Origin of the sequence: Ferrimonas sediminum, from assembly GCF_900100175.1 — a bacterium.
Lineage (GTDB): Bacteria > Pseudomonadota > Gammaproteobacteria > Enterobacterales > Shewanellaceae > Ferrimonas > Ferrimonas sediminum.
In genome coordinates, this window is the sequence record NZ_FNEM01000002.1 from 294,712 (window position 1) to 313,313 (window position 18,602).

15 protein-coding genes are annotated in these 18,602 nt (G+C 61.3%); 10 read left to right on the forward strand and 5 right to left on the reverse strand.

All coding sequences use genetic code 11. The annotated features are described in order from the left end of the window. Positions 1–82: 82 nt before the first annotated feature. From BLT77_RS03600 to BLT77_RS03620, 5 genes are all read left to right on the forward strand, one after another. A complete protein-coding gene (locus BLT77_RS03600) occupies positions 83–1,369 on the forward strand; it encodes a peptidoglycan DD-metalloendopeptidase family protein (RefSeq protein ID WP_425431714.1) in 1,287 nt (428 codons plus the stop codon). Further along, entirely contained in the window at positions 1,366–2,466 is a 1,101-nt protein-coding gene (locus BLT77_RS03605; protein WP_090362201.1) for an anhydro-N-acetylmuramic acid kinase, read from the forward strand. Before BLT77_RS03600 ends, BLT77_RS03605 begins: the two co-directional genes overlap by 4 nt. 41 nt (positions 2,467–2,507) lie before the next feature. Next, positions 2,508–2,903: a hypothetical protein gene (locus tag BLT77_RS03610; protein WP_090362205.1), complete on the forward strand. Its 396-nt coding sequence runs from the start codon at positions 2,508–2,510 to the stop codon at positions 2,901–2,903. A 280-nt stretch (positions 2,904–3,183) separates the two neighbouring features. Continuing rightward, entirely contained in the window at positions 3,184–3,447 is a 264-nt protein-coding gene (locus BLT77_RS03615; RefSeq protein ID WP_090362208.1) for a hypothetical protein, read from the forward strand. 15 nt (positions 3,448–3,462) lie between these two features. After that, the gene (locus BLT77_RS03620) at positions 3,463–6,270 is read left to right on the forward strand and encodes an immune inhibitor A domain-containing protein (RefSeq protein ID WP_090362212.1); all 2,808 of its coding nucleotides are present in this window, start codon (positions 3,463–3,465) and stop codon (positions 6,268–6,270) included. Positions 6,271–6,468: 198 nt separating this feature from the next. Here BLT77_RS03620 and BLT77_RS03625 read toward each other — a convergent pair whose 3' ends face one another. The 4 genes from BLT77_RS03625 to BLT77_RS03640 form a co-directional block, all read right to left on the reverse strand. Further along, positions 6,469–9,597, reverse strand: coding sequence for an efflux RND transporter permease subunit (locus BLT77_RS03625; protein ID WP_090362216.1), 3,129 nt, complete (start codon positions 9,595–9,597; stop codon positions 6,469–6,471). Further along, a complete protein-coding gene (locus tag BLT77_RS03630) occupies positions 9,594–10,700 on the reverse strand; it encodes an efflux RND transporter periplasmic adaptor subunit (RefSeq protein WP_245709853.1) in 1,107 nt (368 codons plus the stop codon). The genes BLT77_RS03625 and BLT77_RS03630 overlap by 4 nt, the downstream gene beginning before the upstream one ends. Positions 10,701–10,829: 129 nt before the next feature. Next, positions 10,830–11,180, reverse strand: a complete 351-nt coding sequence (gene erpA, locus BLT77_RS03635) for an iron-sulfur cluster insertion protein ErpA (RefSeq protein ID WP_028114507.1) — start codon at positions 11,178–11,180, stop codon at positions 10,830–10,832. Positions 11,181–11,234: 54 nt separating this feature from the next. Further along, complete coding sequence (locus BLT77_RS03640; protein ID WP_090362221.1) at positions 11,235–11,999, reverse strand: DUF6776 family protein; 765 nt, start codon at positions 11,997–11,999, stop codon at positions 11,235–11,237. A gap of 56 nt (positions 12,000–12,055) precedes the next feature. Between BLT77_RS03640 and BLT77_RS03645 the strand changes: the two genes are divergently transcribed. Both BLT77_RS03645 and hemL read left to right on the forward strand, forming a co-directional pair. Next, positions 12,056–13,720, forward strand: a complete 1,665-nt coding sequence (locus BLT77_RS03645; RefSeq protein ID WP_090362226.1) for a chloride channel protein — start codon at positions 12,056–12,058, stop codon at positions 13,718–13,720. 231 nt (positions 13,721–13,951) lie between these two features. Beyond that, positions 13,952–15,238: a glutamate-1-semialdehyde 2,1-aminomutase gene (gene hemL / locus BLT77_RS03655; protein ID WP_090362233.1), complete on the forward strand. Its 1,287-nt coding sequence runs from the start codon at positions 13,952–13,954 to the stop codon at positions 15,236–15,238. Between the two features lie 74 nt (positions 15,239–15,312). On the opposite strand, the gene dbpA is transcribed toward hemL, so the two are convergent. Beyond that, on the reverse strand, positions 15,313–16,692 hold the full coding sequence (gene dbpA, locus BLT77_RS03660; protein ID WP_090362236.1) for an ATP-dependent RNA helicase DbpA: 1,380 nt from the start codon (positions 16,690–16,692) through the stop codon (positions 15,313–15,315). 175 nt (positions 16,693–16,867) lie between these two features. On the opposite strand from dbpA, the gene BLT77_RS20165 reads away from it, so the two are divergent. The 3 genes from BLT77_RS20165 (at position 16,868) to pyrI (ending at position 18,465) form a co-directional block, all read left to right on the forward strand. Beyond that, positions 16,868–17,005, forward strand: a complete 138-nt coding sequence (locus BLT77_RS20165) for a hypothetical protein (protein WP_176819171.1) — start codon at positions 16,868–16,870, stop codon at positions 17,003–17,005. A gap of 72 nt (positions 17,006–17,077) precedes the next feature. Then, the gene (pyrB, locus tag BLT77_RS03665; RefSeq protein WP_090362240.1) at positions 17,078–18,001 is read left to right on the forward strand and encodes an aspartate carbamoyltransferase; all 924 of its coding nucleotides are present in this window, start codon (positions 17,078–17,080) and stop codon (positions 17,999–18,001) included. 2 nt (positions 18,002–18,003) lie between these two features. Next, positions 18,004–18,465 (forward strand): aspartate carbamoyltransferase regulatory subunit, encoded by a 462-nt coding sequence (gene pyrI / locus BLT77_RS03670; protein WP_090362245.1) that lies wholly within the window; start codon positions 18,004–18,006, stop codon positions 18,463–18,465. Positions 18,466–18,602: the final 137 nt, after the last annotated feature.

An 18,602-nucleotide genomic window follows, 5' to 3' on the forward strand; every position in this document is an offset into this window, starting at 1 on the left:
CTGCGCCTTTGGCATTCAGGTCCTCTCGTTTTACTATGACAGACAGATGAATAGAACAAACACACGCCAACAACCGAGCAAATTGGGGCCGTTGATTTCTGTGCTCAGGGTACTGCCCACCCCGCATAAAATCGGCCTGTTTGCCCTTTCGTTGCTGACTCTGCTGCTGTTGTCGCTGCCTTCGGCCAGTGACCTGGCGGCGGAGTTCATTGAGCCTCTTCCCGTTAATCAGCGGTTGCCCCTGGCACTGGAGGTTCAGTCCGCCCAGGCACAGCCCCTGCAGCCCAGGCTCAACTGGCAGTCGTTCACGGTGCAGTCCGGAGACAGCCTGGCCCTGCTGTTTGATCGTGCCGGACTCAGTCCCCAGCAGCTGTACCGCATTACCCAACTGCCCATCGCCGGCAAACGCCTGCCCAGAGTGATGCCTGGCCAGGTGATCGAGTTGGGCCGGGACAGCCAGGGTGAGTTGAAGCACCTGCGCTACGCCATGGACAACAAGCAGACCCTGCAGGTGGAACAACAGCAACAGGGACTGGCCGAGTGGGTAGAAACCAAGGAGGTGGAGCTGCGCACCGCCTACGCCAGTGCCACCATCGAGTCCAATTTCTGGAACGCCGCCGTCAGCGCCGGCATGAGCCCCAACCAGATCATGAGTCTGGCCGGCATCTTTGGCTGGGACATCGATTTTGCCCTGGACATTCGCGCCGGCGATCGCTTCAGCGTCCTGTATGAGCAGGAGTTCATCGACGGCCACTTCGCCGCCGACGGCAAGATCGTCGCCGCCGAGTTCACCAACCAGGGCGACACCTTCCGGGCGGTCCGTCACACCGACGGCAACTTCTACTCCGACAAAGGCAAGGCGATGCGAAAAGCCTTCCTGCGGGCTCCGGTCCAGTTCAACTACGTCAGCTCCAACTTCAACCCCCGCCGCCTGCACCCGGTCACCAAGCGGGTTCGCCCCCACAATGGCACCGACTACGTTGCGCCGGTGGGCACCCCGATCATGGCCGCCGGTGACGGCAAGGTCATTCAGTCCGCCTACAACAACCTCAATGGCAACTACGTGTTCATTCAGCATGGCGGCAAGTACGTCACCAAGTACCTGCACCTTAAAAAGCGCAAAGTGAAGCAGGGGCAACGGGTCAAACAGGGCCAGACCATTGGCCTGCTGGGCTCCACCGGCCGGGTCACCGGCGCCCACCTGCACTATGAATTCCTGGTCAATGGCGTCCATCGCAACCCACGTAAAGTCAAACTGCCAGAGGCCGCCGACATCGCCAGAAAGGATCGGGCCGCATTCCTTGCCTATGCTAAGGAACAGTTACACACTCTGGAACACCGTCAGCAGATCATGGTAGCGATGCAATGACCCGATACATCGGCTTAATGTCCGGCACCAGCATGGACGGCATTGATGCCGTACTGGTGGAGTTTAATGGCCGGCGCCCCACCCTGGTCGCCAGCCACAGCCACGAGTATGACCCGCACCTGCTGGAGCAGTTGCACCGCCTGTGCAGCACCGGCAACGACGAAATTAACCGTCTGGGCCAAATCGATCGCCAGGTCGGCAAAGCCTTTGCCGAAGCCACCAACGCCTTGATGACCAAGGCCGGTATCAGTGCTGACAGCGTCCGCGCCATCGGCAGCCACGGCCAGACCATCCGCCATATGCCGGACGGCCCCCATGGCTTCAGCCTGCAGATTGGCGACCCCAACACCCTGGCCGTCGACACCGGCATCGACGTGGTGGCGGATTTTCGCCGTAAAGACGTTGCCCTGGGTGGCCAGGGCGCGCCGCTGGTGCCCGCCTTTCACCAGGCGATGTTCGGTGGCAACCAGCCCAGAGTCATCGCCAACATCGGTGGCATCGCCAACATCACCTGGTTGCCGGGAAACGCCGATCAGGTGCTGGGGTACGACACCGGTCCGGGCAACACCCTGATGGACGCCTGGGTGCGGCAGCACAATCAGCAGGCGTTTGACCAGGATGGTCAACTGGCCGCCGCCGGCACCATCAAAACCGAGTTACTGAAGCGGCTGCTCAGCCACCCCTACTTCAGCCAGCCAGCGCCAAAAAGCACCGGCCGCGAGCTGTTTAACCAAGCCTGGCTCAACTACCAGCTGGAACCCTTTATGAACGCCCGCGCCGAAGACGTGCAGGCAACCCTGCTGGCCTTCACGGTGGAAACCCTGGCGGCGGAGATTGCCCAGCTGAGTCAGGATGCCAACGTGTATCTGTGCGGCGGCGGCGCCTTTAACGGCCACCTGGTCAAGCAGCTGTCCCGGGCCCTGCCCCACCACCGCATCGACAGCACCGATGCCCTGGGCGTGCCGCCACAGTGGGTGGAAGGGATGGCCTTTGCCTGGCTGGCTCATTGTCATCTGCACGGCATTCCCGGCAATCTGCCAGCCGTGACCGGCGCCAGCCGCACAGCCATTCTGGGCACCCTGACCCCGGCCGGATAAGCTACACTCAGCAACACGCTGTCCGACACTCAGGAGTGCCCATGCTACGCTTTTCCCGTCCACTGAACCTGTGCCTGTGTGCCGGTGTGTCACTGTCACTCTGTGGTTGCGGTACCCTGCTGCACCCGGAGCGGCAGGGCCAGAAAAATGGCCAACTGGATCCCGCCATTGTACTGCTGGATGCTCTGGGGCTGGTGCTGTTCATCATTCCGGGCATCGTCGCCTTTGGCATCGACTTCCACAACGGCACCATCTACCTGCCCGCCAGTACGGCTGGCCAGCGCCATTTCGAGCCGAACCAGCTCACTCCGGCGCAACTCGACGCCCTGCTCAGTGATCAACTGGGCCAACCGGTTTCGCTGCAGGATCCGGCACTGGTGCGGCTCCCCCAGTCCAGTCCGCAACAGCTTCAACAACAGCTTCAGCGCTTTCGGTGACCGCAAGCCGGTGTCGGGGGCACGGGTCCCCGATACTACCACCTCCGCCTGCACTTACTCTTTTGTCATTGAATTTATTAAAGTTATCACTAGTTTTATCCCTAAAAAACAGATAACGCATTGATATGCAACGTTTTAAGTTTTACTAAACTGTGAAACAATTGTTAATCCTGCTGAATAATCATAAAAATCGGTCAAGGTCTGATCGGCTGGCCGCCGCAGGATCTCCTTCTCAGGCCAGCCTTTTAAATTATAAAAAACTAATGTATGGGCTCCTATTATGAAATTGCACTGGATTGCCCTGGGTGTTGTGCTCGCCGGCTGCGCCGCCGACCCCCAGCCTACGACCAGGCCGTTAAAGCCACCACCGGAGTGTCGGCAGGGGAGTGCCCCCATTATCGACACGCAAAAGCTGATCACCCTGCTGATCGAAACCGGCAAGATCACCGAGCAGATGACACCGGAGCAGATCGACGCCGCCGTGGCCAGCTACATTAGAGATAAAAACGATCGCTGCGGACCGTACACCCAACCCAAGATGTAATTACAGGGACAGTTAATGAAAATACTCACCTTCACCAGCGTCGCATTGCTGGCGTCCAGTTTGCTGCCGGCGGCCCTGGCCGCCCCGATTCAGCCTCACCCGTCGGATCCCGGGGTCATCAACCACGAACGCATCGAGTACTGGCTGAAAAAGCGGGGCGAACTGCAGGCCGATGCGGATCAGGCCACCATTGAGCAGCGACTGCAGCACTTTACCCGCAAAGCCTTCACCCCGCCGCAACGCTTCGATGGCCTGCAGCTGCGCTCCCGTTTCCACAGCACCGATCGCAAAGGCCTGCAGGTTCGGGCAATGACGCTGCCTGGCTATGCCGACGCCCAGACCAAAACCGTGAAAGTGCTGGGGATCCTGATCGATTTTCCCGACCTGAAGCACGACGCCAATCGACTGCAGCCCGGCGACAGCGGCATGTACTACCCCAGCTACCCGGTCAGCCATTACCAGAACCTGCTGTTCTCAGCCTCTGGTTTCAGCGGCCCCGATGGCCAGACCCTGCAATCCGGACGCCAGTTCTACGGCGAAGAGTCCGGCAACAGCTTTATCTTTGATGGCCAGGTATTCGGCTGGCTGACCGCCGACAACAACGCCGCCCATTACGGTGGCAACGCCGGTGACCAGGACAACGATCAGGCCGTACCGGACCTGGTGATGGAAGCGGTCACCAAGCTGGTGGCCTCCGGCCAGGTCGATCTGGCGGAGTTTGACAAAGAAGACCAGTACGACCTCGATAACGACGGCAACCTCAACGAACCGGACGGCATCATCGATCACATCATGCTGTTCCACTCCAGCATCGGCGAAGAGGCCGGCGGCGGGGTTCTCGGCGCCGACGCCATCTGGTCACACCGGTTCTTTGTGTTCGACAACAACTACCAACCGGTGGACATTCCCGGCAGTAACTACAAGGTCTACGGCTACACGGTCCAGCCCATCGACGCCGCCGCCGGCGTCTGTACCCATGAATTTGGTCACGACCTGGGCCTGCCGGACGAATACGATACCGGCTATTCCAGCCACGGCTCGCCGGTGGGCAGCTGGTCGCTGATGTCCGGCGGCAGCTGGACCGGCAACCCGGCCGGCAGCGAGCCCTCCTCCATGAGCGCCTATGCCCGCGATTACCTGCAGACCACCTATGGCGGCCGCTGGATCAACGCCACCGAGGTAGACCTGAGCGACCTGGGCAACGCGCCGCAGAGTCACAACCTGGTCAGCGCCATCAACCACGATGCCGTCAACCAGCTGAAGATTACCCTGCCGCCGACACCGGAAGCGTTCACCCCCCCCTACAGCGGCAGCTACCAGTATTACTCCGGCAGCGGCAATCAACTGACCAACAGCGCGCAGCTGCAACTGACACTGCCCGCCGGCAACGACATTCGCTGGTCGATGAAGGCGCACTGGGGCATCGAAACCGATTACGACTACCTGCAACTGCGGGTCAACGGCACGCCCGTCGATGCCGGCCACAGCAACACCGACAACCCCTATTACGCCGGCCTCGGTCCCTACTATAGCGGCAACTCCACCGCCGTCGCCGGCGCCGAAGGGGATCAGGGCTGGGTCACCCTGGAGGCGGATCTCAGTGACTACGCCGGTCAGACTGTCACCCTGAGCCTGCATTACATCACCGACACCGCCGTGGCCGAGTACGGCTTTGTGGCCGACGACATCAAGGTCTCCGCCAATGGCACCCCGCTGTTCAGCGCCGGAGGCGAACAGCAGGGGGAGCTGACCCTCAACGGCTTTATCCGCACCGACGACACCAAACCCGGCGCCGATCGCGGCTACTTCGTGCAACTGCGCCAGTTCAGCGGCAACGATCGCGGCCTGGCCGAAACCCGCTACAACCCCGGGGTGCTGATGTGGCACTACAATGCCGGTTACAGCGACAACAACGTTGGCACCCACCCCGGCTACGGCTTTACCGGCGTGGTCGATGCCGATCAGGTGCTGATCCCCAACGCCGGCAGCGCCACCCAGATTCAGGATGCCACCTTCAGCATCTACCCCCAGAAAAACAACAGCAATGACAGCCACTTGGACGCCATCAGCATCTTCGACGACAGCCTGGACTACAGCGCGCCTGAACAGCCTCAATCCGGCCTGGTGTTGCCCGAACTGGGTCTGGTGATGACGGTCACCGAACAGGCGCCTGACTTTGCCACCGCAACGGTAACTCTGCAACGAACCACCCCGGACCCCATCAGCGGCGTGGTGGCGAGCAGCATCGATGGCGCCAGCGTCAGCCTCAGCGCCGAACTCAGCGGCGGCGTTGCCCCGTTCAGCTACAGCTGGGATCTGGGCAACGGCAGCAGCAGCACCGAGGCCGCGCCTCAGGTCACCTACGCCAACAGCGGCGATTACACCGTGGTGCTGACCGCCACCGATGCTGTGGGAACCGTGTTCCAGCAGCAACAGCAGGTCAGCGTGGTGGTGCCACTGGTGATCACCCTGCAAGCCAGCAGTGACGATCTGCTGGTCAACCTCAGCGCCGACATCCGCGGCGGGGCCACCGAACACACCCTGGCCTGGAGCATGGGTGACGATAGCGGTTATACCCAGAACACCGTCAGCCACAGCTACGCCGAGGCGGGCACCTACACCGTCACCCTGACGGTAACCGACGCCCTGGGGCAGGTGGCCACGCAATCCACCTCGGTGACCGTTACCGCCCCGGACAGCGGCAGTGGCGGCAGCACGCCGGATCCAGAGCCACCGGTGGCCAGCGGTGGTGGCGGGGGCGGTAGCCTGGGGTGGTTCACCCTGCTGATGCTGCCTCTGATGGGCCGGCGCCTGCGTCGCTGATCGCACCCCGCTTCTGTAACAAGCCTCCGTCCGCGGAGGCTTTTTTGTGCCCATGATGCGATAGAAGGGACAAAGCGCCGGTCCCGCCGCTCCAGACTCCGCCGGGGCCAGACGCCCCACCGTGGACCTAACTCCGGCTGAAAGGTGCATTAAAAAAGGCAGCCAACGCTGCCTTTTTGAAGAATCACACAGCGGGCGTCACGTTGACGCCGCCTGGGCCATCAAGCGCTGCTCCTGGGCCATCAGCCGTCGCTCCTGACGGCGGGCACGAATCGCCAGCAGCGACGGAGTCAGTACCAGAGTCAGCACGGTGGCAAACGCCAGGCCTCCGGCCACCGCCGTCGCCAACTGCGACCACCACTGGGTGGATGGCCCCCCCACCTCGACGTAGCGATTGATCAGGTCGATGTTGGTCTCCAGCACCATCGGCATCAAGCCTAAGATGGTGGTAATGGTGGTCAGCATCACCGGCCTCAGTCGCTGGGCGCCGGTGCGCAGAATCGCCTCCCGGTACCTCAACCCCTGGGCTCGGAGCACATTAAAGGTATCGATGAGTACGATGTTGTTGTTGACCACAATCCCCGCCAGTGAGATCACGCCGATGCCGGACATGACGATGCCAAAGGGCTTGCCGGTCACCAGCAGTCCCAGCAACACGCCCATGGTGGACAACAGCACCGCCGTCAGGATCAAAAATGCCTGATAGAAGCTGTTGAACTGGGTCACCAGAATGATGGCCATCACGAACAGGGCGATGATGAAGGCGTTGACCAGAAAGCCCTGGGACTCCTGCTGCTCCTCGTTCTCGCCGGTAAAGCGATAACTGACCCGGTTGTCGGTGAGCAATGGCGCCAGGGTTTGCTGCAACTCCGGCAGCGCGTCGGTGAGCAGCACGCCGGGGGCCATGTCCGCCTTGATGGTCATCACCCGGTGGCCATCGATGCGGCGGATGGAGTCCACCTTCGGGGCCGCCACCCGCTCGACGAAGTTGCTCACCGGCACCTGGCCGTACTGGGTTTTCACCCGCAGGCTGTCCAGCCTGAGGATGTGACGCTTGTCCTCGGGGAAACGCACCCGAATGTCCAGTTCATCATCGGCATCATCCGGACGATACTCGCCAATCTTCAGACCGGAGGTCACAAACTGCACCGTGTTGCCCAGCAGGGTGGCATCGGCACCGAAGCGGGCGGCGTTGTCGCGATCCACCTTCAGTTGCCACTCGATACCCGGCTTGGAGCCGGTGTCTTCGATGTTGATGAAACGGCCGTCCTCCTCCAATGTTCGACGCACGGTGCGCACCGCCTCATTCAGCGCCGCGGGGATCTTGGAGGACAACTCCAGTTGCAGCGCCTTGCCGGTAGGGGGGCCGTTCTCATCTTTTCGAAGCTCATACTCGATGCCCGCCAACGGGGCGAGTCGCCCATGGATCTCCTCGATCACCTCATCCGCCGCTACCCGCTCGTCCCAGTCCAACAGGTTGAGGCGAATGTAGCCGGCCCGATCTTCCCCTCCGGTGCGGCTGTAGAGGGTCTCAAGGCTGTCCATTCCCAGCAGTCTCTGCTCCACATCACGCATGATCCCATCCTTCTCATCGATGGACAGATCGCCATAGGCGTGCACATACAGGTTCAGTCCCGGCGGCTCCACATCGGGGAAAAACTCCACCCCGGCACCGAACTTGACGTAGCTGCCGACAATGGCCGCCAGCACCAGCAACACCGCCAGCAACACCTTCCACGGGTGGCTGATGGCCACCGCCAGGGTACGGATGTAGGTACCGGTAAAGCCGGACAGCGAAGTCAACTCCCCCTCTTCGGCCAGGCGCTGATTCTCCCTCTGAGTCGGGGTCATCGGCAACGGCTTACCAAACAGGCTGCCCATGGCCGGCACAAACACCAGTGCCATCACCAGCGAGGCGGTCAGGGTGGCGATCAGGGTCATGGGCAGATACTTCATGAACTCACCCATGATCCCGGGCCAGAACAGCAGTGGCGCAAACGCCGCCAGGGTGGTGGCGGTGGAGGCGATGATGGGCCAGGCCATGCGCTGGGCCGCTTCCAGATAGGCGGTGCGCCGATCGGCGCCGTCGGTCATGCGCCGGTCGGCGTACTCGGTGACCACGATGGCGCCGTCCACCAGCATGCCCACCGCCATGATCAACGCAAACAGCACCACCATGTTGACCGTCAACCCGAACACCGCCAGCACCAGCAAGCCGGTCAGGAAGGAGCCCGGAATCGCCAGCCCCACCAGGCCGGCACTGCGCATCCCCAGGGCGGCAATGACGACAATGACCACCAGCAAAACCGCCGAGGCGACGTTGTTCTGCAGATCCGACAGCATCTGTTCCACGTCTTCGGATCGATCACCGGTAAAGGTGACCTGCAGCGATGCCGGCCACTGCTCACTGGCCTTGGCCATCACCGCCTTGACCTTGGCCACGGTGGCGATGATGTTTTCACCGGGGCGCTTTTTCACCTCCAGCGAGATCGCCTTGTTGCCATCGAGCCGGGCGTAGGAGTTGGGGTCTTTAAAGGCACGGCGTACCGTGGCCACGTCACCAAAGGTGATCACCTGCTCCCCCTGCACCTTGATGGGCATCTCCATCACGTCCTTGATGGTTTCAAATACCGATGGCACTTTCACCGCAAAGCGGCCGCGGCCGGTGTCCATGGTACCGGCGGGAACCAGCCGGTTGTTGCGGGACAGCAGGTTGAAGATGTCGTTCTGATCCAGCTGATAGCTCTCCATCAGCAGCGGGTCCACCAGGATCTCGACGATGTCGTCGCGATCGCCGCCAATCTCCACCTCCAGCACCTCGGGAAACGACTCCAGCTTGTCCCGCAGCGCCTTGGCGATCTGCACCAGGGTCCGCTCCGGAATCGGTCCGGACAGGGTCACCGTCAACACCGGGTTTTCCTCAGCCATGGTGACTTCGTGCACCTCGGGCTCTTCGGTGTCCGACGGCAACTTGGCTTTGGCCAGCGTCACCCGATCCCGTACGTCCGCCAGCGCCTGTTTCGGATTCAGACCGGCCTCAAACTCCAGCACGATGGAGGCGTGCCCCTCGGAGGCGGTAGAGCGCATCTCGTCCACCCCTTCGATGGAACGCAGCTCGGTCTCCATCGGCCGCACCAGCATCCGCTCGGCGTCTTCCGGCGAGATGCCGTCGTGAACAATGGAGACGTAGATGATGGGGATGGTGATGTCCGGTTCCGACTCCTTGGGGATCTGTACATAGGTGACCGCCCCGGCCAGCAGCAGCATCACAAACACCATCAGCACCGGTCGGACCCGGCTCAGCAATCCGGCCAGCAGGGTACTCATGCGCCGTCCCCCTGGTCGTACACCACCTCAACCGGGTCGCCGTCTCGAACGAAGCCCTGGCCCTGAGTGATGATCTCCACCTGCTTGCCCACGCCGCCGGTCCACACCCCTTCGGCATCGGCCATCACCACCTCGATGGGGATGAACTTCACCTGGCCATTCTCAACGGATTTGACCCCCAGGTTGCCGGCTTCATCCAGCGCCAGCAGCGCCGGGCTGACTTTAATGGCGTAGTGACTCTCCAGCGGCAACGACAGCTCGGCACTCTTGCCGGCCCACAGGCTGCCATCGGCGTTATCGAACGCCACTTCGATGTCGAAGGTGTTGGTACCGCCATGGGACACCGTAGCGATATAACGCACCGTACCTTGCGCGGTACGGCCATCGACAAAGCGGGCACTGGCGGCCTGCCCCAGGCTCAGCTGGGCGATGTCGCTTTCGGTGACATTGGCTTTCACTATCAGAGGGTCGAGGTCCGCCAGCTCACCCACGGGATCGCCGACGCCGACGTAATCCCCCTGTTCCACCATCCGTTGGTGGAACACGCCGGTAAACGGCGCCCGAATCTGGGTATGATCCAACGCCAGCTGCAGCCGCTTCAGCTCCGCCCGGGCCAGCTCCAGGGCACTGAGGTTTTGCGCCAGCTGTGATTTGCCCTGCAGACCCTGTGTGGCAAGTTTGCTGGCGGCCTGATAGTCGAGCTCCCGCTGCGCCAGCACCGCCTCTGCACTCTGCAACTGCTCCGGCAGATCCCGGGCATCCAGCTCGATCAGCAGCTGGCCCTCGCCAACCTGGGCACCGCGTTTGGCATGCACCTTCATCACCCGTCCGCCGATCTCCGCCGCAATCCGGGTCATGCGATCCGGTTCGGTACGGCCGTACAGCTGCACCTCCCGGGTGACCTCGGACGAGGTGATGCGCTTGACCGTCACCCGGGTCACAGGCACCCCGCTCTTGGCCTCCTCAGCGGTGGCCGGCGCTTCGGCAGCGGCGTTACCGAATTGGCCGGAAGCCACCCAGAGAATCAGAAACACACTGATGGTGCTGGCGATAAAATAGGGGTGACGGTACCAGCGCCGGGCTGGTGGGGTAATCTTGTTCACAAGTGAGTAACTCCTTTTACGTCGACGCTACAAGGTTACGTGAAAGCGGCGGACGGAAAAAGGGAACCCACATCCCCTGAAACAAAAAAGGCACCTCAAAGGTGCCTTTTTGCAATCGGACGGTCGTGATCAGATGGAGAACGACGCGCCACAGCCACAGGTAGTGGTGGCGTTGGGGTTGTTCACAAAGAAGCGGCTGCCTTCCAGCCCTTCGGTGTAATCCACCATACCGCCGACCAGATACTGCAGGCTCATGGCATCGACGATCAGGGTCACGCCCTCTTTGTCGATGGTGGTATCTCCGTCATTCACCTTCTCATCGAAGGTAAAACCGTACTGAAAACCGCTGCATCCACCGCCGGTGACGTAGACCCGCAATTTCAGATTAGGATTCTCTTCCTCCTCCAGCAGCCCCTTCACCTTAATGGCGGCGGCATCGGAGAATTGGATCGGCATTGCTTGTTCTGCTGCAGCTGTCATGCGTACCTCTAAAACTTCTGTCTGCGCGGATTATCTAATACCCGACTGTTAGGTTCAAGTTTTGTCCGTTTCCGATGTCGGCGGCATCTCATCGCTGGCCGGTTGAGTCAGCACCGCAAACTCATACACCTGCTCGGTCGAGGTCGCCTTCTGGCCTCCGCCGGAGGCGGTTTTCACCTTAACCGTCAGCCGTTCCGGGACAAAGTTTTCCGGCAGATTAAAACTGCCTTCCAGCTCCTGAAAATAGCGGAACGAGAACTTAAGCCGATCCCGGTCAGCCCCAAGCCGTTCGAGATTGAGGGTGGCGGGGCTGCCGTTCTGACTGCCGGCCAGCAGCATCGACGCCCGCCCCTTGGCAAACCGCTTGCGCTTCTTCTGCTGGGTCAGTACCAGCTTGTAACGGAAGTGGCCGGGACTGTGGCTGTTCTCCACCGCCACTTCGTGAATCACCACCCCGTCGGCATTTTGCTCCGGCGCCATGATGTTACGATAAAAGGTCAGTTCGGTTTCCGTCTGGGCCAACTGCTGACGCAACTGCGCCATCATGGCGATGGTATCCGCCTGGGAGCGGCGCTCGGTGTCCAGCTCGATCTCCAGCGCCGCGTGGGATTCGGTCAACACGCGAATCCGCTCCTTTTGCAGCCGCTCCGCCACCTCGGCGTTATCCTGTTGCTGCTGCAGCGTCAGCCGCTGCGGCCAGGACAACAGGTAGCCGACGGCCACCGCCCCTAGGATGATCGCCATCAAAACCAGGCCTCTGGGGCTGAACTGGCGCTCAAATTGTTTGAGACCGTGCCAACGATGTTTCCAATTCTGCATAGTGAAACAAACTTTTTGTTGTTAGACTTTAGTCACTTGAAATCGCTTTCAATATTATGTTCCGGAACAGCAACCTAACGCTCTCTCAGGCAAAGCTCAGCATCCACCTGTGCCTGCTTGGCCTGCTTGTGGGCCTGGCGGCGGGTGTTCTGCTGCTGCTGTTTCGGGTCGTCATCGATCTGGGCCAGGGCCTTATCCTCGACAGCCCGGACGATTTTAGCGGCCTGCCGCCACAATGGCGAGCGCTTCTGCCCATTGCCGGTGCGGCGGGGATCGCAATTATCGCCGCCGTTACCGCCAGTAAATACCGCCGCCTGGGCATCGCCTACGTCATTCACCGCATTAAACTGCATTACGGGCGCCTGCCCCTGGGCAGCGCCATGAACCAATTTTTCAGCGCCGTCATCGCCCTGGCCAGCGGCTTCTCCGTCGGCCGTGAAGGCCCGGCGGTGCACCTGGGCGCCACCGTTGCCACCGGTTTTGCCCGTCGCTGGAAACTGCCGGACAACGCCCTGTCGATTCTCGCCTCTTGTGGCATAGCGGCCGGCATCAGCGCCACCTTTAATTCGCCTCTGGCGGCGGTGCTGTTTGTGCTGGAGGTGGTACTGAGGGAATACCGCATTCACAGCTTCCTGCCAATCCTGATCGCCTCGGTCACCGGCAGCGTGGTCACCCAGAGTGTGTTCGGCAACACCCACCTCTACGGCCACTTCGCCATGGACGTGATTCCGCTGGCCCAGTATCCGTTGCTGCTGGGCACCGGTTTGATCATCGGCTGCGTCGCCGCCGGGTTCAGCCATGGCCTGCTGACCATCACCGAAACCACCCGCCGCTGGCCGTTGACCCTAAAGCTGTTGCTGGCCGGCGCCTGCACCGCCGCCATTGGCCTGCAACTGCCCCAGGCTCTGGGTACCGAGCACGCCGCCGTTTCCATCGCCCTCAGTGACAACCCGGGGCTGTGGCTCCTACTGGCGCTGCTCGGCGCCAAGATCCTCGCCACCTGGGTGGCCATCGGGCTGGGGATTCCCGGCGGCATCATCGGCCCGCTGTACGGCATCGGTGCCGTGCTGGGTAGCCTCATCGCCTGGGGCATGACGCCGCTGTTTCCACAGATGCAGGCCTACATTCCGCTGTATGCCGTGCTGGGGATGACCGCCATGATGGGGGTCTGTCTGCACGCCCCCATGGCCGCACTGCTGGCCCTGCTGGAGCTGACTCAGGACGCCAGCATCATTCTGCCCTCGCTGCTGGTTACCCTGCCCGCCTACCTGCTGGCCTACAGCGTGTTCGGTTCCCGCTCCATCTTCCTGCGGCAACTGGACGCCATGGGGCTGGAATACCGGGTCTCGCCCACCGAGTTGGGGCTGCAAAAAACCGGCGTCATGGCCATCGCCGATCGTCAGTTTGTGATCGGTACGCCCAGGCAGACCGATGAACAGCTGCTGCAACTGATGAACGACGCCCACCAACAGCGTCTGCTGTTGAGGCTGCCCCAGGGGTGTGAGCTGGTAACCCTGCACGCCAACTACGACGACGACACGCCGCTGACCCGCACCGAAGCCTTTGGCCTGCCGATGACCGCCACCCTGGCCGAGGTACACAAGCTGCTTAACCGCAACCGTCAGAAGGCGGTGTACATCTTCGATGAGCGCCCAGAGCACCCGGTGGGCATCATCACCTGGTCAATGCTCAGGCAGGAGATACGGGCACGGCGATTTTAGAATGACTAATGACGCAACTGTGATGGCCGTCCTTGCCAACAATGGTCACAAAATGCCACCCTGCTTCGATCCGCTAGGGAACTGTATTCAGGCGGCATTTGTCGATACCATGCACACAGTTTCCAGACGCATTCAGGAGTTCGCCCGGCCAGCGCCGGAACGGACTCCGGCAGTACACTTAATTACTCATTACCGGGTGTGCCTCGGCCACCCAACCCAGGAAGGATAACGATGAATCGCTCCGAATCCCTGTTCGAACAGGCTCAAAAAACCATCCCAGGTGGTGTGAACTCTCCCGTACGCGCCTTTAAAGGCGTGGGCGGTACTCCGGTATTTATCGAGCGCGCCGATGGCGCCTACCTGTACGACGTCGACGGCAAGCAGTACGTCGATTACGTCGGCTCCTGGGGCCCCATGATTCTGGGTCACAACCACAGCGCCATCCGCGAAGCGGTGGTGAAAGCGGCCGAGAATGGCCTGTCTTTCGGCGCACCAACCGCCTCCGAAGTGGAGATGGCCGAGCTGGTGTGTGACATCCTGCCTCACGTTGAGCAGGTGCGCATGGTTAACTCAGGTACCGAAGCCACCATGAGCGCCCTGCGCCTGGCCCGCGGCTTCACCGGCCGTGACAAGTTCATCAAGTTCGAAGGCTGCTACCATGGCCACGCCGACTGCCTGCTGGTAAAAGCCGGTTCCGGCATGCTGACCTTTGGTGAGCCTACCAGCCCCGGCGTCCCCGCTGACTTCGCCAAGCACACCCTGACCGCCACCTACAACGACCTGGAGTCGGTAAAGGCGCTGTTCGAGTCCAACCCTGGCCAGATCTCCTCCATCATTCTGGAGCCGGTTGCCGGCAACATGAACTGCATCCCTCCGGTGGAAGGCTTCCTGGAAGGTCTGCGCGCCCTGTGTGACGAGCACGGTGCCCTGCTGATCATCGATGAGGTAATGACCGGTTTCCGCGTATCCCTGACCGGTGCCCATGGCCATTACGGCGTCAAACCCGATCTGCTGTGCCTGGGTAAGGTGATCGGTGGTGGCATGCCGGTGGGCGCCTTTGGCGGCCGCGCCGACGTGATGCAGTACCTGGCCCCGGCGGGTCCGGTATACCAGGCCGGCACCCTGTCCGGTAACCCCATCGCCATGGCGGCCGGCATGGCGCAGCTGAACCTGTTGCGTGAGCCCGGCATCTACGAAGCCCTGGCCGCCAAGACCGAGAAGCTGGCGCTGGGCCTGAAAGCCGCCGCCGACAAAGCCGGTGTGCCGATGAGCGTCAACTACGTTGGCGCCATGTTCGGGGTCTTCTTCACCACAGAAGAGAAAGTGACCCGCTACCAGCAGGTGACCCAGTGCAACATGGAACAGTTCAACGCCTTCTTCCACGGCATGCTGGAGGAAGGGGTGAACCTGGCTCCGTCCGCCTATGAAGCCGGCTTCCTGTCCCTGGCTCACAGCGATGCCGACATCGACGCCACCATCGCCGCCGCCGAGCGGGTACTGGCCAAGATCGCCGCCTAAGCCGCGACCACAGAAACAAAAAGGGCAGCCTAGGCTGCCCTTTTTTTGTGCCCGTTACCGAGCGTCATGATGGCTCAGCGGTGCATGCGCACGATCAGGTTGCGGCCCTTGATCTTATCCCCCTGCAGCACCTGCAGCGCTTCTTTGGCCCACTGTCGCTCGATGGCCACGTAGGAGAGTCGATCGGCAATCTCAATCTTGCCCACCGCCTTGCCCGGAATCTGTTTCTTCGCGGTCAGAGCGCCGAGAATGTCACCGGCACGCAACTTACTCTTACGGCCGGCACCGATGGACAGGGTGACCATCGGCGGCACCAGATCGATGCGGGCCGGCACGCTCAGCTTGGCGAACGGCAGGCGGGGAATTGGCTGTCCCTGCAGCGCTTCGATCTCCTCTACCCGGTGCAGCTCTCCGCCGGCGGCCAGGCTGATGGCTCGTCCCTTGCTGCCGGCCCGGCCGGTGCGGCCGATGCGGTGCACGTGCACCTCGCTCTCGAAGGCGATGTCGTAGTTCACCACCAGAGACAGATCCTTGATATCCAGCCCGCGAGCGGCCACGTCGGTGGCCACCAACACCGACACACTCTTACTGGCAAAGCGTACCAGGGTCTGATCCCGCTCACGCTGATCCCGATCGCCGTGCAGCGCCACCACGTACACGCCGGCATCTTCCAGCACTTCGGCCACCTGCTGACAGGCGCGGCGGGTGTTGCAGAACACCACGGTGGACTCCGGTTGATACTGGGCCAGCACCGCCAGCAGCGCCTGGTCTTTCTGGGCCGGGGCCACCTCCACCAACCGCTGCTCAATCTTCTCCTGGGCTTCACTGCCTTCGACGGTCACCATCAGCGGATCGCTCTGAACCCGACGGGTCATGGCATCGATCTGTTCCGGGTAGGTGGCAGAGAACAGCAGCGTCTGACGTCGTTGCGGCAACAACTCCAGAATGGCGTCGATGTCGGCCTCAAAGCCCATGTCCAGCATGCGATCGGCCTCATCGAAAACCAGGGTGTTCAGTGGCTTAAGCCGGATTCGGCCGCTTTTCATGTGCTTCAGAATTCGACCCGGGGTGCCGACAATGACGTGGGCACCGTGGTCCAGCGAGCCCATCTGCGGCCCCATGGGCACACCGCCACTGAGGGTCAGCACCTTGACGTTAGGGATGGCCCGCGCCAGGCGACGAATCTCTTTGGTCACCTGATCCGCCAGCTCGCGGGTGGGGCACAACACCATTGCCTGAGTCCCCTGAACCGACAGATCCAGTTTATTCAGCAGCCCAAGGCCAAAGGCCACGGTCTTGCCGCTGCCGGTTTTGGCCTTGGCCACCACATCCTGACCCGCCAGAATCGCCGGTAGGGACTGTGACTGGATCGGCGTCATGGCACTAAAGCCCAGTTGTGACAGGTTATCCAGGCAGGCGCCGGACAGAGGCAGAGAAGAGAAAGCGGTGGACATATCGGTACTCCATGGTCTTCAGTGGCAAACGGCCACAAACGCTGCCATGGGAGTGAACCGATGGCAAAAGGGCGGCGACTATAGCACCCTTTGCCCACAGAGTGTACTGCCGATGCTGTCGATACCACCGGTCACCAGAATCACCACTCTTGCGCCCCCCCTGTCGACTCCCCTTATGGCTGTGATTCGGGTCCTGGAAGATCCGGCGAAGCGCACCATCACCAAGCCGGCCGGCAAACCCGCCATGAACCCCATTACCGCCCATAAAACCAGCGTTTTTTACCCTCAACCTGTAGGCGAACCGGCGTCGTAATGCTACAATTTCGTTCCGGCTGTGTCTGGCCCGCAGACACATTCGGTGAATGCCGAAACCTAGGGATTCAGCATGACAAACCCTCTGTATAATAAGAACATCGTCTCAATTGCGGATCTGTCCCGCAGTGAGCTGGAACTGATCGTTTCCACTGCTCAATCCATTAAAACCACCCCCAGGCCACAACTGCTGGCCGGCAAAGTGATCGCCAGCTGCTTCTTTGAAGCCTCCACCCGCACCCGGCTGTCGTTTGAAACCGCGGTACAGCGCCTTGGCGGCTCCGTCATCGGCTTTGACTCCGGCGGCAATACCTCGCTGGCCCAGAAAGGGGAAACCCTGGCCGACTCGGTGAAAGTCATCTCCTCCTACAGTGATGCCTTTTTCATGCGCCACCCCCAGGAGGGCGCCGCGCGGCTGGCCAGCGAGTACTCCAGTGTGCCGGTGATCAACGGCGGTGACGGTGCCAACCAGCACCCGACCCAGACCCTGCTGGATCTGTTTACCATCTACGAAACCCAGGGCTCGCTTCAGGGCCTGAAGGTCGCCTTCGTCGGTGACCTGAAATACGGCCGCACCGTCCACTCCCTGGCTCAGGCGCTGTCCCTGTTTGACTGTGAGTTTTTCTTTGTCGCCCCGGATCCGTTACGGATGCCGGACTACCTGTGCGAAGAGCTCAGTGACGCCGGCATTCGGTTCACCCATGTGAACGATCTCGAACAGGTGCTGCCGCAACTGGATGTGCTGTACATGACCCGGGTCCAGAAAGAGCGTTTCGACCCCACCGAATACCAGCACATGAAGTCCAAGTACGTGCTGTCAGCTGGCATGCTGGGTGGAGTGAAAGACAATCTGAAAATTCTGCACCCGCTGCCACGGATAGACGAGATCACCACCGACGTCGACGCCACCCCTTATGCCTACTACTTCCAGCAGGCTGAGAACGGTGTCTATGCCCGCCAGGCGCTGTTGGCCCTGGTTTTGTCTGAGGAGCTGTAATCATGGCGAAAAACAAACTGAAAGTGGAAGCCATTGAGCGCGGCACCGTCATCGACCATATCCCCGCCGGCATGGGCGTGCGTATTCTCAAGTTCTTCCAACTGACCGACAAAAACGAACGCATTACCGTCGGCCTGAACCTGCGCAGTGGCGACGAGGCCAAAAAGGATCTGATCAAGGTGGAGAACACCGTGTTCACCGTCGAGCAGGCCAACCAGCTGGCGTTGTTTGCCAGCGAGGCCACCATCAACGAGATTCGCGACTTTGCGGTGGTCAATAAATACTCGGTGCAACTGCCCGAGTCCATCGACGGGGTATTGCGCTGCCCCAACAGCAACTGCATCACCCACCACGAGCCGGCCGCCACCCGCTTCTACGTAAAGCAGAAACCCAGACAGACGGATCTCAAGTGTCACTTCTGTGAAAAGAGCTTCCATACCACCCTGTTCAGTGAACTGAACTGATGCCCCTGCGGTTACTCCACCGGCGATGGTGATGTAACCGCATTTCCACCAGTTTGCCACCAGCCTGATTACCCCTCATACCGGATCCGTTCATTCTGTAATTTTCCCTGACCGGGCAGCGAAAACGCCGGCGCCGG